Origin of the sequence: Chryseobacterium sp. RU33C, assembly GCF_900156015.1 — a bacterium.
Taxonomy (GTDB): Bacteria; Bacteroidota; Bacteroidia; order Flavobacteriales; family Weeksellaceae; genus Chryseobacterium; species Chryseobacterium candidae.
Map to the genome: position 1 here is coordinate 84,291 of NZ_FTMT01000016.1, position 16,299 is coordinate 100,589.

The window sequence follows — 16,299 nt, forward strand, 5'->3', positions numbered from 1 at the left end:
AAAGATACTCAGTGAGTCATTTAATTTGAAAAGAATTAATTCAGAAAAAGATTTAGATACAATGAAGATTGATAAAAGAATAATACCACTGGCCATAGGTGGTTTAGGGATAGGAACTACAGAATTTACGGTCATGGGACTTTTGCCGGATATTGCCAAAACATTGCAGATCACCATTCCGCAAGCCGGACATTTGATTTCAGCTTACGCCATGGGTGTAGTTATCGGAGCTCCGATTTTGATTGGATATTCTGTGAAATTTCCACCCAAAAAAGTTCTGATGGCTTTCATGATCCTTTTTACATTATTTAATGGTCTTTCGGCTGTTGCTCCTGGATACAACAGTATGCTGGTTATCCGTTTTATGTCCGGACTTCCTCATGGAGCATTCTTCGGAGTAGGAACAGTGGTGGCTTCAAGAATGGCAGGAAAAGGAAAAGAAGCCTTTTATATATCCATGATGTTTACAGGTCTTACGGTCGCCAATCTGGCAATGGTACCTCTGGTCACCTATATAGGACACACTTTCCACTGGAGACTGTACTTTGCTATTGTAGCAGTTATTGGACTTTTTGCTATCTTATTTTTAAAACTCTGGCTTCCCGCAATGGAATCCAACCAGAATACTCATTTCATGGAAGAGTTGAAATTCCTTAAAAATAAACAGTCTTGGCTGGTATTGGCCATTACAGCGATAGGATTTGGAGGATTGTTCACATGGTTAAGCTATATCACCCCTTTAATGACCATTGTTGCCGGAATCAAAAGCAGCCAGATGGCTTATGTAATGGTTCTTGCCGGAGCAGGAATGGTAGTAGGAAATCTGGTTGGAGGTATTGTTTCAGATAAATTGGGTCCGGAAAAAACCTGTTCTCTTTTGATCTTCCTGATGATGATTTCTCTTGGTGGTGTTTTCTTCCTTGCGGAATATAAAAATATTGCTCTGGTATTGACATTTATGTGTGGTGCTTTGTCCATGTCTATTGCATCGCCTATCAATATTATGATGATGAAAGCGGCCCCGAAAAGTGAAATGATGGCTGCCGCTTTTATGCAGGCTGGTTTTAATATTGCCAATGCAATGGGTGCTTTTCTTGGTGGTATTCCTTTGGAATATGGCTATTCATTCAATTATCCGTCATTGGTAGGAGTGGGAATGACATTGATTGGAGTAGTTATAAGTATAAGGTATATGTATCTGTACGGCTCAAAAACTCAAAATGAAGAAGAAGTGGCTGCGGAATGTGTATCATGTGATAAATAAAGAGTTATAGTTAAAAATAAAATCGCCTGTTTCAGTGAGAAACAGGCGATTTTTTATAAGATAAGTTTTATGCCTCTACTTCATCTCCGTTTTTACACCAATACAGAGCATTATATAAATTTTCTTTAGGAAAGGATTTAAATTCTCCCGGCATCAGGACACTGAAAATACTGGTGAAATTCTGTATTCCTGCTTTGTCTGTTACAATGGCTGCACGATTCCAATGGGCAAGGTTCTTGAACCCTAACAGCAAATCTTCAAGCCATGCTCCTACGGTAAAATTATCCAGATCGGTATCCAAATACAATAAATAGTTGAGTTCACCGAATTGCTCTACCTTCTCTTTAACACGCGGAATTACCAGTCTTTCAAAATCCTCTTTCGTTACTTCTCCCGTTGCATTAAATGCTGCAACATTCTCCGGAGCTTCTGGAATAATTGTTATCATAATAAATATTTTTTGGTGGTTTAGTTTAAAAAAATAACAATAATTACACCATTATTTGATGTATAATTGTTAAAAAAGGTATAAATATTGATATTTTAAATGTAAAATATCAATATGGATTTAAAATCAAATGAACCTTTCTGGCTTTTAAAAAACGGATTATTAGCATCTTACCCATCTTTAAAATCAAACGAAGAATGTGATGTTCTCATCGTGGGCGGAGGTATTACGGGAAGTCTGATTGCCCATCAGATGATAGAAGACGGATATAGTACGATTCTTATTGATAAGAGAGAACTTTGTAACGGAAGTACTTCTGCTACAACTTCAATGCTCCAGTACGAAATAGATGTTCCACTCTATGAACTGATAGAAAAAATAGGAGAAAAGGGCGCGATCTTAAGTTATAAAGCTTGTAGTGATGCTATTGATAGGATAGAAAAGCTTTCAAAATTAACCAAGTCAAATGCAGGTTTCAAAAGAAAAAAATCACTGTATTTTGCTTCAAAAAAGAAAGACCTCCAATGGCTGAAGAAAGAATACCAGGCGCGGAAACAAAACGGATTTGAAGTACAATGGCTGGAAGCAGAACAGGTTTTAGAACAATTTGAATATGACAATACCTATGGCGGAATTTTATCAAAACAAGGAGCAAGTATTGATGCTTTTCAGTTTGCTCATGAGTTATGTATACATAATGTAAAGAAAGGGCTTAAGATATTTGATAAGACTGAAATGGTAAAAGTAAAAGAACACAAAGGGTTTAATCTGGTTACCGTTGACAGTGGATTTGAGATCAAAGCAAAAAAAATCATTTACTGTATTGGTTACGAAAGTAAAAACCTGTTAAAAGAAAATTTTGTTAACCTGAAAAGTACCTATGCGGTAGTTTCCGAAATAGATAAAGACAAGTTTAAAAACATAAGCAGCACTTTAGTATGGAATACCGACGACCCGTATCTCTATATGAGAACTACTGATGACGGAAGGCTTCTGATTGGAGGAGGAGATGAAGATTTTTATGACGCAGAAAAGCGTGACGCCATACTCCATAAAAAAGAAAAAGAGATTCTGAAAAATCTAAAGAAAATAAAGCCGGATTACCACTTTTATCCTGATTTTGTATGGGCTGGTACTTTTGGTGAAACTAAAGATGGTTTACCTTACATCAGCGAACATGAGAAATTTAAGAACTCCTATTTTGTGCTAGGTTTCGGTGGAAATGGAATTACTTTTTCGGTAACGGGAATGAAAATGGCTTCTTTGTTTATGAAAGGTAAAAAGCATCCGTTATCAAGGTATTTTAAGTTTGGAAGATGATGCTTTGACAAATAGCCCGATAGAAAGACCTTAATTCCCCTCCTCCGGAGGGGTGTCGAAAATTCAAAGAATTTTTGACGGGGTGGTTTTATTCATTATCCAGCATCAAAAAAGCGGGCCTCAACCCGCTTACACTACAAACTATACCCATTCTTCTTAGCCAGTTCAAGAATAGAACTCTCAATCGCTTTTCCCAAATCGTCAGAATCATCAGTACCCCGTTTTTTCATTTCGGAATCTATATAAGTCTGACGTTTTCTGGAAAGTTCCTCAATTTCCTTTTGAATTTTTTCCCGAGCTGCTGATTTTATAGCAATTGTCTTTTGAATTTCTTCCTTGCTTTTTCCTTTCAATTCTGCAGGAAGTTCACTTTCTTTTACATTGGCGATAAATCCTGCATCTTTTTCAGCTTTATCCACAAGATCCCAGTGATCATTTTTATAAGCATTCTTTTTAGATTTGGCAACCGCTCTTTCCACTAAGTTGGATGCCGATTGGGCTTCTGCATTTTTATCCTGTGTGATCTGCTTAAGCCTGTATTCTGAGCCATGATTTCCGTAATAGATATATGTATCATTCAACTTTGCATTGCATTCAGAAATTCTGATGTCATAAGGTGTTTCAATATAGAGTACTTTTCTGTCGCTATCAATATTGAAATACTTTCCACCTCCTAATAAAGCTCCGTTTTGCCAGAAAGTCTGGATTCCTTCTTCCCGGCTTCCACAGAAAATGGTATTGGTGTAAATATTTTTACCTTTTGATTTTGAAACAACCTCTTTATAATTTATTTTTCCCTGATCAAATGATTCGTTACCAGCAATATAAATCAGTTTCATGCTTTTTTCATTGCTGTCCCAGTTCAGATTGGCTGAAGCGTCACGAATCACAGCGCCACAGTATTCACTGCCGCCATTGGTTCTTAATGCAAATAATTTTTCAGAAACCAGATCAAGATCCTGAGTGAGAGGAGTAACCTGACGGATGTAATTTTCATCACGGATTCCGTCATTACCGTATTCATACAGTGCAATTTCTATCTCGGGAGCTTTTCCGTTGTATCTAAGAGTAGTCAGTGTATTTACGATATTCCATAATCTGGATTTTGCCTGATCAATCAGTCCGTCCATACTATTGGAAGTATCCAGAAGAAGAGCAACCTGAATTTTGTTTTCTTTTGTGATGGAGTTTACGGGAATCAGTACGTTATTTTGAACCTGAAAATTATGATTTTCATTACTTTTTGCATAACGGTTATCAGGAAGATTTCCGGAGCTTAATAAAGCCGTACCTGCTGCAAGTGCTAAGATTTTTAAAGTTGTCATATTGTTATTTTTTTATAAGTTATAATTAGGAAATAGCGTTTCGTCGTTTATTATTTTGAATTTCTAAAGTAAAATTATCCCTATTTAAGATTTGGAATTACGAGACTTGGTGAATGAGTAGTTTGACTTGGTGAACCTGGCAACAAGCAAAAAATAAAGACAGCTCAGGAGGAACTGTCTTTTCAAATCTGTTATTTTTAAAGGATCTCGTATTTTGTTTTAATGCTGTATTTCAGCTTGATGTTTTCAATATTATCAAATGAAAAATCTATCGGAGAATCCGCCATTTCCAACTGAATATTGCTTGCTCTTCCTTTGTAAGCTACTGGCATAATCATATCGCTGGTGTAATCTTCTATTTCTACAATTTCAAGAGCGTTTCCTGTTTTTTTACCCATGCTTTCCAATAAGTAGTCAGCTTTTTCTTTGGCTGCCTTTAGAGCATTGATCTTAACGGCTTTTCTGAAATCCGCAATTTTGGTATTCTTTACCTCTGCAATGTTCAGGCTGCTTACCCACTTTTGGTTCAGATCTTCAAAGATCTTGCTAAGGCTTGATTTTGTGCCGGCTTTGAACTGATAATTTTTGGAAAACCTGGCTGTTTTAGAATAGATATTCTGGTACATGGCTTTGAACTTGATATCCTCGTTCTTTACTCCTGCGTTTTTTAAAATATCAAATAGCTTCTTTTCATTATCTGCCAGATCGTTTTTATTATCAGCTTTGATCCCTATGCTGAAGATAATTTCATCCGGTTCTACTTCCATTTCGGCAACGCCTGTTACTTCAATGACGTTTTTCTTTACTTCCTGAGCATTTACAAAGCTTCCAAGGGTTAAAATTCCGATTAATAAAAAATGTTTCAATTTCATAATTTCCTGTTTTTAAATTTTTAATTCTGATGTAAAATTACTCAGATCAGAAACCTGAATCCGGGAGACTTGGTGAAATGGAGCTTTCACTTGGTGAATAATTTTTGAGTGCACTATATATATGTATATCTTTGTTTTATGAAAATGCTTACACTTTTTACTTTCTTTTTACTGATGCTTTGGGGAAATACAATATCTTCCCAAACCACCAATAACAGTAGTACCGCTGTAGAAGAAGTGCAGGTAGAAACGAAGAAGCTGAAAAAAGCAATGGACAGTAAAAACGAACCTGCCCAGGCAGATTCTTATTATAATATCGGGGAAACATTTTTCAATGGCGGAAACTTTCCGAAAAGTGAAGAATATTATACAAAAGCCAAAAAACTGTATGAAAAACTCAATGACAAACCCAATATTGAAAAAGCTACCCGGAGATTAGCCCAGTCACAGGAAAAACAGAATAAAATAACGCCTGCCATCAGCAATTACAGCATGGCTGCACAGATGAGTTACAGCGAAAAAAGTAAAGCTGTCAATTCTAATGATGTGGCAAGGCTTTCTTCTCCTACACCGGAGCTTAAAGCAGAGGCTATTCAGAATAATATCAATCTTACTAAAAAAGAAAATGAGCAAGGCGATCTTGCAGAAAGCTACAGTCAGCTGGCAGATGTTAATCTCAGACAGAAAGACGTATCCAGTGCTGAAGAAAATCTGAATACCGCCTATCAAATTTCTAAAAAAGAAGCTCCTCAACAGGCATTGGCAATCAATCAGAAACTGGCAGATCTTTATGTGGAAAACAAAAACTATGATAAAGCTATTGAAGCTAAAAAGAAAGTGCTGAAGGAAGATTTCGTGAAAGAGAACTCACAGGAAAAAGTCAATCAGATTCAGGAGCTGGCAGATATCTATATTAAGAAAAATGATCCTAAAGAAGCGGTGGACCTGTTGAAAAATGCCTATGGAATTGCTTTAGACAAAGGTCATACGCTGGAAGCACAGAGAAGTGTGAAAAAACTGGACAGCCTTTATGCCATTTCAGGAAATCTAGATGCTTCCGTTCAGCTTTACAGAGACTTTTTGGGAAAACTTCCGAATCTCGTTTCCAAAGACAGAAGCCTTGTTGATAATAAGATTCTCGAAGATACAGAACAGCGAATCTCACAGCTGGAAAAAGAAAAAGAGCTGAAAGACGAGCTTATCAGAAAGAAAAATCTCTTTAATTATGGTCTGATTGGAGCTTTAATTCTTTTAACCGGATTGATTGTTTTTATTTTCAGAACGCTTAAAAAAGTTCAGATCAAAAATAAGAAAATTGCCTTGCAATCTTTGCGTAGAGAAATGAATCCGCATTTTATCTTTAACAGTTTAAATAGTGTCAATCACTTCATCGCAACCAACAATGAGCTGGAAGCGAATCAGTATCTTACAAAATTTTCCAAACTGATGCGCGGTGTAATGGAAAACTCTACTGAAGATTTTATTCCTTTTCAGCAGGAGCTGGATCTTCTTCAAAATTATCTTGCTTTAGAAAAAACACGTTTTGCAGATAAGTTCGATTATGAAATTGATGTAGATGAAAGCCTGAATATGCAAAACCTGCAGGTTCCGGGAATGCTGATACAGCCATTTCTGGAAAATGCCGTATGGCACGGACTCCGTTACAGAGCAGACAAGGGATTTCTAAAATTGAGCTTTGAGAAAAGTGGATCTCATCTGAAAATCATTATTGAAGACAACGGAATTGGGATTGAAGAAAGTAAGAAGCAGAAAACCCAGCACCAAAAGACCAGAGAGGGCAGAGGAATGAAAAATACACTGGAAAGAATCCAGCTGCTGAATGATCTGTACAAAAAAGACATCACCTGCTCGGTAAAGGATAAGGAAAACAACAATGGTGTTTTGGTAACCATCCGAATGAATCTTGCCTAACCGGAATTAAGGCGGATTGTATGATTGGTTAAATATCACTAATTTGCATCTGCAACCTATTATCAGCCACCTAAAATCTGTTCAAATGAAAATAAAAGCAGTCATTGTAGATGATGAACTCATAGCAAGGGAAGTTTTACGAAGCTATCTTACCAAATACTGTCCGCAGGTAGAAATTTTGGGTGAAGCTGAAAATATCAAAGAAGCTGTTCCGTTAATTGCTGAAAAACAGCCACAGCTGGTCTTTCTGGATGTAGAAATGCCTTTTGGAAATGCCTTTGATGTTCTGGAAGCCACCAGAGATTTCTCCTACGAAACCATTTTCATTACCGCATTTTCACAATATTCTTTACAGGCTTTAAATAAATCGGCAAGCTATTATATTTTAAAACCCATTGATATTCAGGAACTGATTCTGGCCGTCAATAAAGTGGCGGAGAGCCTTGAGAAAAAAGATGAGCTCAACCGGAATAAGATTCTTCTTGAAAACCTGAAATTAAAATCTGAAAAGCAGCAGTTGATTTTACCAACTTTACAAGGATTTGATGTTGTAAAGACCGAAGATATTGTCAGGCTTCAGGCGGATGGAAATTTTACTCAGGTATATCTTACAGACGGCTCGAAGAAGATGGTATGCCGTTTTCTGAAACACTTTGATGACCTTTTGGAAAATCCGTTTGTAAGGGTTCACCGTTCTCATATTATCAATACAGGTTTCGTAAAATCCTATCATAAAAGCGGAACGGTTATGTTGTCTGATGATACGGAAATTGAGGTTTCAGGAAGCTTTAAAGATAATTTCCTGAAGGTATTTTCATAGAATTTATTGTACCTTTAACAGACTTAAGGCATTATTTTTGACGTTTTTATAACAACCACACAAAATATTTCTGTCATGAAAACTATTCATAAAATTATACTTCCCGTTTCGTTAGGAGCATTGGGGCTTATCGTTTTCAATTCCTATTCTGTAAGAATTCCAAGAGGAGCAGCTGCAGTAAAGAATTTTGATCTTAAAAAATACCTTGGCAGATGGTATGAAATAGCCCGTTTTGATTACAGGTTCGAAAAAAATATGGATAATGTTACCGCAGAGTACACGGAGAATCCGGATGGAACAGTACAGGTAAAAAATAAAGGTTACGATTATAGTAAAAAAGTATGGAATGAATCCATCGGAGAAGCAAAATTTGTAAAAGACCCGACAGAAGCCCGCCTCAAAGTTTCATTTTTTAAACCGATATGGGCTGGTTATAATGTGATAGATATTGATGAAGACTATCAGTATGCGCTGGTAGCAGGAAGCAGCTTAAAATATTTATGGATACTTTCCCGTACCACCAGCATTCCGGAAAGTATCCGCCAGCGTTTCATTCAGAAAGCAAAAAAAATCGGCTATAATACCGATGAACTGATCTGGGTGAAGCATAACCAATAAAAAAACGAAGAAAACAGATGAGGTTCATCAACTAATTTGCTCTCTGTTTTCTTCATTCTAAGTTTTTAGCTGTTTATATATTCCTTCCATTCCTCAAAACGATGATCAATAACCTGTTTCATCAGATCATAGTTTTCGTAGGTATCCTCTATGTGATAGAATGTTTCGTATTCATAGTTGCTTTCCTCTGCTTTGGCATCAAAAATATTCACGTAATCATCAGCAAATGAACTGTATCTGTTTCCAAAATCGGTATCATCAGCATAATAATCTTTTGCAAAAAGATTCCCCAGTTCATTCAGATCATATTCGGAAAATTTTCCATCGCAGGAATCCATAACAAATTCTGCACCGGTAATTTCTCTTCGTTTTACCTTTTCTATTTCTTCTGCAGCATCTTCTTTAAGTTCATCGGAGATCAGATTGTTATGAATACACCAGTTCAGGAACATTCCTGTATGTGTAGCCCCGTTTTTCTGAGGAAGTCCTTCCGGAAAATCACCGCCATAATGCCATGAAGCATCATCATATTTAGACATAATTCTTCTTGTAGTTTTAGATAATTTCGTCAAAAATAGAAAAAATCAATTTATATTGCCGCTGCCACAGAATTTTCCGTCATTTGCATAGAATTTTTTTCAACAAAAAAACATATGGAAAAAGCTGTTCTGATTACTATCGGGGATGAAATTCTTTCCGGAAATACGGTAGATACCAATTCTAATTTTATTGCAACTGAACTTAAAAATATTGGAATAAAAGTTATTCAGATTCTTACGATCTCAGATGAAATTGAAACCATTAAGAATGCATTAAGCACAGCCTTTGAAATCGGGGATTTAGTCATTACAACAGGAGGGCTGGGGCCAACCAGAGATGATAAAACCAAAAAGGCGCTTGCAGAGTATTTTAATGATGAAATTGCTTTGGATGAGGCGACTTTCAACCACCTTAAAGGCTACATGGAAAGAAGAGGACGAGCTGATATTCTCGAAAGAAACAAAGAACAGGCTTTTGTCCCTACGAAATCTATTGTTTTTCAAAACCATTACGGAACCGCACCATGCATGATGATGGAGCAGGACGGAAAATTGTGTTACAGCCTTCCGGGGGTTCCTTACGAAGTAAAACCGCTCATCAAAGATCAGATTATTCCTTATTTGCAGCAAAGGTTCAGCCTACATTATATTCACACCAGAATTGTTTCTGTAGTGGGAATTCCTGAGAGTATTCTTGCAGACAAAATTGAAGACTGGGAACTGGCACTTCCTGAAAATATTGCACTGTCTTATCTTCCGGTAGGAACACGGGTGAAGCTTCGTCTGACTGCTTCCGGTGATAATGAAGAACAGCTGAAACAAAGAACAGAAGAAGAAATACAAAAACTGCTTCCTCTGGTAGAAGGCCACGTTATTGCTGTAACTGAAGATAAAATTGAAAATATTCTGGCCGAAATGCTTACCGAAAGGAATCTGACGATTTCAACGGCAGAGAGTTGTACCGGAGGTGAACTGGCAAAAATGATCACTTCAGTTTCCGGCAGTTCAAAATATTTTCTGGGTGGAATGGTAGCGTATGCCACAGAGAAAAAGATTAAAATTTTAAATGTTTCCCAAGAAACCGTGGATGAGTTTACCGTAGTAAGCGAACAGGTGGCAAAGGAAATGGCCAAAGGCTGCCAGCAATTGTTTGAAACTCATATTTCCCTTTCTACAACAGGCGTTGCAGGCCCAGGAAAAGGAGAAGATGGTAAAGATATAGGAACGGTTTATTACACGATCAGAATCAATGATCAGGAAGTAACCTCCAAATTATACATGCCTCATCTGGAAAGAGTAGACTTTATGGATTTTGTTTCCCAAAAGGTAATTCAGGATTTGGTAAGTCTTCTTGTAAACAGTTAAATACGAGTATATTTTTTAATTTTTTTTTAATTAATTTTTATACGGTTTTTCACGCTTTTTGAAAGCCCTACAATAAATTTCAAAAATCGTGGAAAATTCCAAACAGATTTTTCAGACCAGCAGCAAAAAACGCTGGAAAAGTGTACAATGGGGAAGCCGTGTTTTTATCTTTATAGGAATACTGCTTCTGCTTGCTTTAGGTCTGATGATGACTCTGGACAGAAGTCCTAAAATTCCTTTTAAAGAAGACTATAAAGCTGTTATTACAGCCAATAAGCCTTATCTTCAGGAGAATAAAATTTCCAAAGAATATAATGGGTTCAGAAGCTTTATTTCTGAAAAAACAATCCATACCAGTCTCGATAAAATTGAGAAAGCAAGAGCTGAAAGATACAAAAATCAGAACCGAAACTGGGCTCAGTTTCCGGGGGGAATCCGGTCTGCATTTTATGTGGCATGGGATCCCCAGTCGTTGATGTCTCTGAAAAGAAATATCAGACACGTCAATCTTGTTTTCCCGGAATGGTTTTTCCTTGATCCCAAAACAGGAGATTTGAAAACCAATGTGGATCCGGAAGGATACAAAGTAATTAAAAGAACAGGTGTTGCTGCGATGCCGATGCTGAGTAATAACTCTGACAGAGAATTCCGTTCAGAAGGTCTGGTAAAAGTTCTGAATGATCCACAGAAAAGAACTCACCTGATTCAAAAGATCACCCAGCAATGTAAAAAATATCACTTCAAAGGAATTAATATCGACTTTGAAGATATGAATCTGAATTCTGATGAGAATTTGATTGCCTTTATGAAAGAACTTTCAGAAACTTTCAAAAAGAATCAGTTGCTGGTTACCATGGATATTATGACGGATAACGATGATTACAATATCCCAAGACTGAATCCTTATGTAGATTATTTTGTGCTGATGGCTTATGACGAATATTCTGCAGGAAGTGATGCAGGTCCGGTTTCTTCTCAAAAATGGATTGAAGAACAGACTGGAAAAATCGTGAAACAAGTTTCTCCGCAAAAGATCATTTTGGGATTGGGAGCTTATGGATATGACTGGAGTTCCAATAAGGATGACAATACCTCCGTTACTTACATGCAGGCGATTACCAAAGCCAGTGCAAGTAAAGCCGTTATTGATTTTAATGACAATACGTTTAATTTAAATTATTCTTATACCGATTCTAAAAATTTAACCCACACCGTATTTTTCAATGATGCAGCTTCTATTTTCAATACAATGCGTTTCTCCTCAGAGTATCCTTTGGCTGGAACCGCACTCTGGAGACTCGGAAGTGAAGACAGCAGAGTCTGGAATTTCTATGATAAAGACCTTACGTTCGCTGGCCTCTCCAAGCTGAATTTAAAAACACTTGAAAATGTAAAAGGGCAGACCATGGTGGATTACATCGGAGACGGAGAAGTATTAGATGTTCTGAATACGCCTCATGACGGAAAAATTGCACTGGAAATTGATCCGAAAGAGAAAATTATCACAGACGAAAATTATATTACCTATCCAAGTTCTTATGAAGTAAAAAAATATGGAAGCGCTCCTCAGAAAGAGCTTGTCCTCACTTTTGATGACGGTCCGGATGAAACCTATACGCCGCAGGTTTTGGATGTATTGTCCAAATATCATGTTCCGGCAGCCTTCTTTCTGGTAGGATTGAATGCCGAAAAAAACCTTCCGCTTGTGAAAAGGATTTACCGCGAAGGACATGAGATAGGCAATCACACATTTACCCACGAGAATGTAGCAAAAGTAAGCCCGGAAAGGGCTTTGCTGGAAATGAAACTGACAAGACTGCTGATTGAATGTATCACAGGCCATAGTACAATTCTCTTCAGAGCGCCATATAATGCAGACTCTGAGCCTACCACTTCGGAAGAGATTATTCCGGTAGCTTTGGCCAGACAGCAGAATTATCTTGATATCGGAGAAAATATAGATCCTGAAGACTGGCAGCCAGGGATAAAAGCAGATGAAATTGTAAAACGTGTAATGGCTGGAATCAAGCAGCAGAGAGGAAATATCATTCTTCTTCACGATGCAGGAGGAGATACCAGAGAAGAAACGGTAAAAGCTTTAAAGATTCTGATTCCGACACTTCAGAAACAAGGCTATCATTTTACCAATCTAACGAATATTCTGCACAAAAGCAGAAACGAGTTGATGCCTGAAGTTCCTAAAACGAGATCATATTACATCATGCAGCTGAACCTTGTTTTGGCTACCGTTATCTATGGAGTAAGTCATTTTCTCGTGGCATTATTTACTATTTTCATTCTATTAGGATTAATCAGATTATTGCTGATGGCATACTGGGCTTTTAAAGAAAGAAGCAAAGAAAAAAAACTGGGTGAGTTTCCGGTTCTGAAATCTTATCCGAAGGTTTCCATCATAGTTCCTGCTTATAATGAAGAAGTGAATATTGTTTCTTCCCTGCAGAATTTGCTGAAACAGACTTACCCTAATTTTAATATCATTATGGTAGATGACGGAAGTAAGGATTCTACTTATGAAAAAGCAAAAACTGCATTTCCTGAACATCCGAAGCTGAAAATTTTTACTAAAAGAAACGGTGGAAAAGCAACCGCTTTAAATTTCGGAATAGCACAGACGGATGCTGAATATGTAGTATGTATTGATGCTGATACCAAATTACAGCAGGATGCAGTGAAATATCTTATTGCAAGATTTTTAAATTCAGATCCGGAAGAAAAAATAGCAGCGGTAGCAGGAAATGTGAAAGTAGGAAACAGAGTCAACTGGCTTACCAGATGGCAGGCTATAGAATATACAACAAGTCAGAATTTTGACAGGCTGGCATATGCTCACATCAATGCGATTACCGTTATTCCGGGAGCTATCGGAGCATTTAAAAGATCCGTGATCATTGAAGCAGGAGGCTATTCATCCGATACCTTGGCAGAAGATTGTGATATTACCGTAAAAATATTAAAAGCAGGATATACGGTTGCTAATGAAAACAGAGCCGTTGCTGTCACAGAAGCTCCGGAAACCGTGAAACAGTTTTTAAAACAACGTTTCCGATGGACCTACGGAATCATGCAGATGTTCTGGAAACAGAGACAGACTTTCCTTAACCCTAAATATAAAGGATTGGGACTTTGGGCAATGCCGAATATTTTATTATTCCAATATATTATACCATTTTTCTCACCATTGGCAGACGTGATAATGTTCTTTGGAATTCTTTCCGGAAACGGAGACAAAATATTCACCTATTATCTGATCTTCCTTTTGGTGGATGCTTCACTAGCTTTAATTGCATTCATCGTGCAGCGTGAAAAGCTGATTAATCTGCTGTATATTATTCCACAGAGATTCGGGTATAGATGGCTGATGTATATTGTATTGTTTAAAAGTTTAAGAAAAGCACTGAAAGGCGAAATGCAGTCCTGGGGATTTCTGAAAAGAACCGGAAATGTAAAAGAGATAGCAACTTCATGATAACTAATAAAGGCTGGAAGCAGGAAGAATGAGGCTGGATGTTATTATTCAGGAAGCTGAAGTTTGTGTTATGACTTTCATAACTTCCAGCTTCCTGCTCCCAACTTCCCATTTAGGATGCTTTCATGTTATTTGTTTAAATTTTTTTCGTTGAAAAGTAACAAATCCGAAATAAATTATACCTATTCTAAAAATTGTTATCATAATGAAAAAAATAACGCTTTCTTTGTTTTTAATAGCAGGGATCTGTACTCAGACTACGATGAGCGCACAAGCTAAAGCTGCTAAAGTAGCAGTGAATAACACAGATAAAGGCTTAGACCTTAGCTTGATGGACACTTCGGTGCGTCCTCAGGATGATTTTTACAACTATGTAAGTGGAACCTGGATGAAAACAGCCAAAATTCCATCTGACAAACCAACATGGGGAAGCTTCAACAAACTGGCTGAGGATACGGATAACAATTCCATGACCATCCTGAACTCTCTTCTGAAAGATAAATTTGCTGACGGAAGTGAAGGAAAGAAAATTCAGGATCTGTATGCCACTTATATGAATATGCAAAAGAGAAATGCAGACGGCATTAAACCTATCCAGGAAAACCTGAACAAGATTGATGCTATTAAAAACATGGCCGATCTTCAGAACTACCTTACTTCTGTAACCAAAGAAGGGGAAAACGTTTTCTACGGATGGGGAGTGGATGCAGACCTTAAAGATTCTAAAATGAATGCCGTTTATCTAGGAAACGCTTCATTAGGTTTAGGAAGAGATTACTATCAGAAAGTAAACGAGAAAAATACAGAAGCAATTGCTGAATATCAGAAATATGTAGCTTCAATGCTAAAAGAATTAGGATACAAAAATGCTGATGAAGCAGCAAAAGGTATTGTTAATTATGAAAAAAGCATCGCAAATACTTACCTGACAAACGAGCAGAGCCGTGATAACACCCTTCAGTACAATCCTAAAACGATGGCTGAACTTTCTGCTTTAGTAAAAAATGTTGACCTTCCAGGTTACCTTAAAAAAGTAGGCGTAAATTCTGACAAAGTAATTATCAGTGAATTAGGATTCTATAAGAACTTTGATAAATTGGTAAACGCTCAGAATCTTCCTGTGATCAAGGATTATCTGAAATTTCACATGATCCACGGAAGTGCTTCTTACTTAAGCGAAAACTTAGGAAACATGAAGTTTGCTTTCTATGGTAAATATCTGAGAGGACAGCAGGAACAAAGAGCTCTTAACAAGAGAGGATTTGAATTGATCAACGGTACTTTGGGAGAAGCTTTCGGAAAACTATATGTTGAGAAATATTTCCCTGCTGAAGCAAAAGCTCAGATGGTGGAATTGATTGACTATTTAAAGAAAAGTTTCGCTGTTCACATCAACAACTTAGCGTGGATGTCTTCTACCACTAAGGAAAAAGCAATGCAGAAACTGAACAAGTTTACTGTAAAAGTAGCTTATCCGGACAAATGGAAAGATTATTCAAAATTAAATATCGTTTCTGAAGCTAAAGGAGGAAATCTATATCAGAACCTTCAGAACATCGGTGAATGGCAGTATAACAAAGATTTGGCTAAAATTGGGAAGCCGGTAGATAAAACAGAATGGGGAATGACGCCACAAACTGTAAATGCATATTACAATCCGGTAAACAATGAGATTGTATTCCCTGCAGCCATCCTTCAGCCGCCATTCTTTAATCCTAAAGCTGATGCTGCGGTAAACTTCGGAGGAATCGGAGCCGTTATCGGTCACGAAATGAGCCACGGATTTGATGATTCAGGTGCACAGTTCGATGCAGACGGTAACTTAGTAGACTGGTGGACTCCGGAAGATAAAGCAAACTTCGAAAAAGCAACAAAAGCTCTTGCTTCTCAGTATGACAAATACGAGCCTGTAAAAGGAACTTTTGTAAACGGTACTTTCACAAACGGTGAAAATATCGCTGACTTAGGTGGTGTAAATATCGCTTATGATGCTCTTCAAATGTATTTAAAAGACAAAGGAAACCCAGGGAAGATCAGTGGATTCACTCAGGATCAGAGATTCTTCCTAAGCTGGGCAACGGTTTGGAGAACATTATCAAGTGAGAAATATATGGTGAATCAGGTGAAAACTGACCCGCACTCTCCAGGATATTTCAGAAGCTTCGGTCCGCTTATCAACGTTGATGCCTTCTATAAAGCATTCGATGTGAAAAAAGGAGACAAATTATACAAAGCTCCGGAAGAAAGAATTAAAATCTGGTAACAATAACAACCGCTCAGCAATGGGCGGTTTTTTTTAGGTGGCAGGT

The 16,299-nt window shown here is 37.3% G+C and carries 12 protein-coding genes; 8 read left to right on the top strand and 4 right to left on the bottom strand.

All coding sequences use genetic code 11. The annotated features are described in order from the left end of the window. The first annotated feature begins 61 nt into the window (after positions 1 to 61). Positions 62 to 1,264 (top strand): MFS transporter, encoded by a 1,203-nt coding sequence (locus BW946_RS14135; RefSeq protein ID WP_076596829.1) that lies wholly within the window; start codon positions 62 to 64, stop codon positions 1,262 to 1,264. Positions 1,265 to 1,331: 67 nt separating this feature from the next. Here the strand turns inward: BW946_RS14135 and BW946_RS14140 are convergent, their stop codons facing one another. Then, complete coding sequence (locus tag BW946_RS14140; protein ID WP_076596792.1) at positions 1,332 to 1,712, bottom strand: SpoIIAA family protein; 381 nt, start codon at positions 1,710 to 1,712, stop codon at positions 1,332 to 1,334. Between the two features lie 114 nt (positions 1,713 to 1,826). Between BW946_RS14140 and BW946_RS14145 the strand changes: the two genes are divergently transcribed. Then, complete coding sequence (locus BW946_RS14145) at positions 1,827 to 3,032, top strand: NAD(P)/FAD-dependent oxidoreductase (RefSeq protein WP_076596793.1); 1,206 nt, start codon at positions 1,827 to 1,829, stop codon at positions 3,030 to 3,032. A 134-nt stretch (positions 3,033 to 3,166) separates the two neighbouring features. Here BW946_RS14145 and BW946_RS14150 read toward each other — a convergent pair whose 3' ends face one another. Both BW946_RS14150 and BW946_RS14155 read right to left on the bottom strand, forming a co-directional pair. Beyond that, positions 3,167 to 4,357, bottom strand: coding sequence for a VWA domain-containing protein (locus BW946_RS14150; RefSeq protein ID WP_076596794.1), 1,191 nt, complete (start codon positions 4,355 to 4,357; stop codon positions 3,167 to 3,169). Positions 4,358 to 4,554: 197 nt separating this feature from the next. Further along, on the bottom strand, positions 4,555 to 5,229 hold the full coding sequence (locus BW946_RS14155) for an SIMPL domain-containing protein (RefSeq protein WP_076596795.1): 675 nt from the start codon (positions 5,227 to 5,229) through the stop codon (positions 4,555 to 4,557). Between the two features lie 138 nt (positions 5,230 to 5,367). Between BW946_RS14155 and BW946_RS14160 the strand changes: the two genes are divergently transcribed. The 3 genes from BW946_RS14160 to BW946_RS14170 all read left to right on the top strand — a co-directional run bounded on the left by BW946_RS14160 (position 5,368) and on the right by BW946_RS14170 (position 8,599). Then, positions 5,368 to 7,161: a tetratricopeptide repeat-containing sensor histidine kinase gene (locus BW946_RS14160; RefSeq protein ID WP_076596796.1), complete on the top strand. Its 1,794-nt coding sequence runs from the start codon at positions 5,368 to 5,370 to the stop codon at positions 7,159 to 7,161. An 85-nt stretch (positions 7,162 to 7,246) separates the two neighbouring features. Continuing rightward, positions 7,247 to 7,981 (top strand): LytR/AlgR family response regulator transcription factor, encoded by a 735-nt coding sequence (locus BW946_RS14165; protein WP_076596797.1) that lies wholly within the window; start codon positions 7,247 to 7,249, stop codon positions 7,979 to 7,981. Positions 7,982 to 8,056: 75 nt separating this feature from the next. Next, on the top strand, positions 8,057 to 8,599 hold the full coding sequence (locus BW946_RS14170) for a lipocalin family protein (RefSeq protein WP_076596798.1): 543 nt from the start codon (positions 8,057 to 8,059) through the stop codon (positions 8,597 to 8,599). A gap of 65 nt (positions 8,600 to 8,664) precedes the next feature. On the opposite strand, the gene BW946_RS14175 is transcribed toward BW946_RS14170, so the two are convergent. Continuing rightward, a complete protein-coding gene (locus tag BW946_RS14175; protein WP_076596799.1) occupies positions 8,665 to 9,138 on the bottom strand; it encodes a DUF7832 domain-containing protein in 474 nt (157 codons plus the stop codon). Between the two features lie 114 nt (positions 9,139 to 9,252). Between BW946_RS14175 and BW946_RS14180 the strand changes: the two genes are divergently transcribed. The 3 genes from BW946_RS14180 to BW946_RS14190 all read left to right on the top strand — a co-directional run bounded on the left by BW946_RS14180 (position 9,253) and on the right by BW946_RS14190 (position 16,253). Further along, complete coding sequence (locus BW946_RS14180; RefSeq protein WP_076596800.1) at positions 9,253 to 10,503, top strand: CinA family nicotinamide mononucleotide deamidase-related protein; 1,251 nt, start codon at positions 9,253 to 9,255, stop codon at positions 10,501 to 10,503. An 88-nt stretch (positions 10,504 to 10,591) separates the two neighbouring features. After that, complete coding sequence (locus tag BW946_RS14185) at positions 10,592 to 13,990, top strand: polysaccharide deacetylase family protein (RefSeq protein ID WP_076596801.1); 3,399 nt, start codon at positions 10,592 to 10,594, stop codon at positions 13,988 to 13,990. 205 nt (positions 13,991 to 14,195) lie between these two features. Next, positions 14,196 to 16,253, top strand: a complete 2,058-nt coding sequence (locus tag BW946_RS14190; RefSeq protein WP_076596802.1) for a M13 family metallopeptidase — start codon at positions 14,196 to 14,198, stop codon at positions 16,251 to 16,253. Positions 16,254 to 16,299: the final 46 nt, after the last annotated feature.

What these genes read in the sequence shown, in the direction of transcription:
- BW946_RS14175 (WP_076596799.1), bottom strand. Translation starts at nt 9,138, where the DNA reads ATGTCTAAATATGATGATGCTTCATGGCATTATGGCGGTGATTTTCCG.
- BW946_RS14135 (WP_076596829.1), top strand. Translation starts at nt 62, where the DNA reads ATGAAGATTGATAAAAGAATAATACCACTGGCCATAGGTGGTTTAGGG.
- BW946_RS14170 (WP_076596798.1), top strand. Translation starts at nt 8,057, where the DNA reads ATGAAAACTATTCATAAAATTATACTTCCCGTTTCGTTAGGAGCATTG.
- BW946_RS14150 (WP_076596794.1), bottom strand. Translation starts at nt 4,357, where the DNA reads ATGACAACTTTAAAAATCTTAGCACTTGCAGCAGGTACGGCTTTATTA.
- BW946_RS14190 (WP_076596802.1), top strand. Translation starts at nt 14,196, where the DNA reads ATGAAAAAAATAACGCTTTCTTTGTTTTTAATAGCAGGGATCTGTACT.
- BW946_RS14180 (WP_076596800.1), top strand. Translation starts at nt 9,253, where the DNA reads ATGGAAAAAGCTGTTCTGATTACTATCGGGGATGAAATTCTTTCCGGA.
- BW946_RS14160 (WP_076596796.1), top strand. Translation starts at nt 5,368, where the DNA reads ATGAAAATGCTTACACTTTTTACTTTCTTTTTACTGATGCTTTGGGGA.
- BW946_RS14155 (WP_076596795.1), bottom strand. Translation starts at nt 5,229, where the DNA reads ATGAAATTGAAACATTTTTTATTAATCGGAATTTTAACCCTTGGAAGC.
- BW946_RS14165 (WP_076596797.1), top strand. Translation starts at nt 7,247, where the DNA reads ATGAAAATAAAAGCAGTCATTGTAGATGATGAACTCATAGCAAGGGAA.
- BW946_RS14140 (WP_076596792.1), bottom strand. Translation starts at nt 1,712, where the DNA reads ATGATAACAATTATTCCAGAAGCTCCGGAGAATGTTGCAGCATTTAAT.
- BW946_RS14145 (WP_076596793.1), top strand. Translation starts at nt 1,827, where the DNA reads ATGGATTTAAAATCAAATGAACCTTTCTGGCTTTTAAAAAACGGATTA.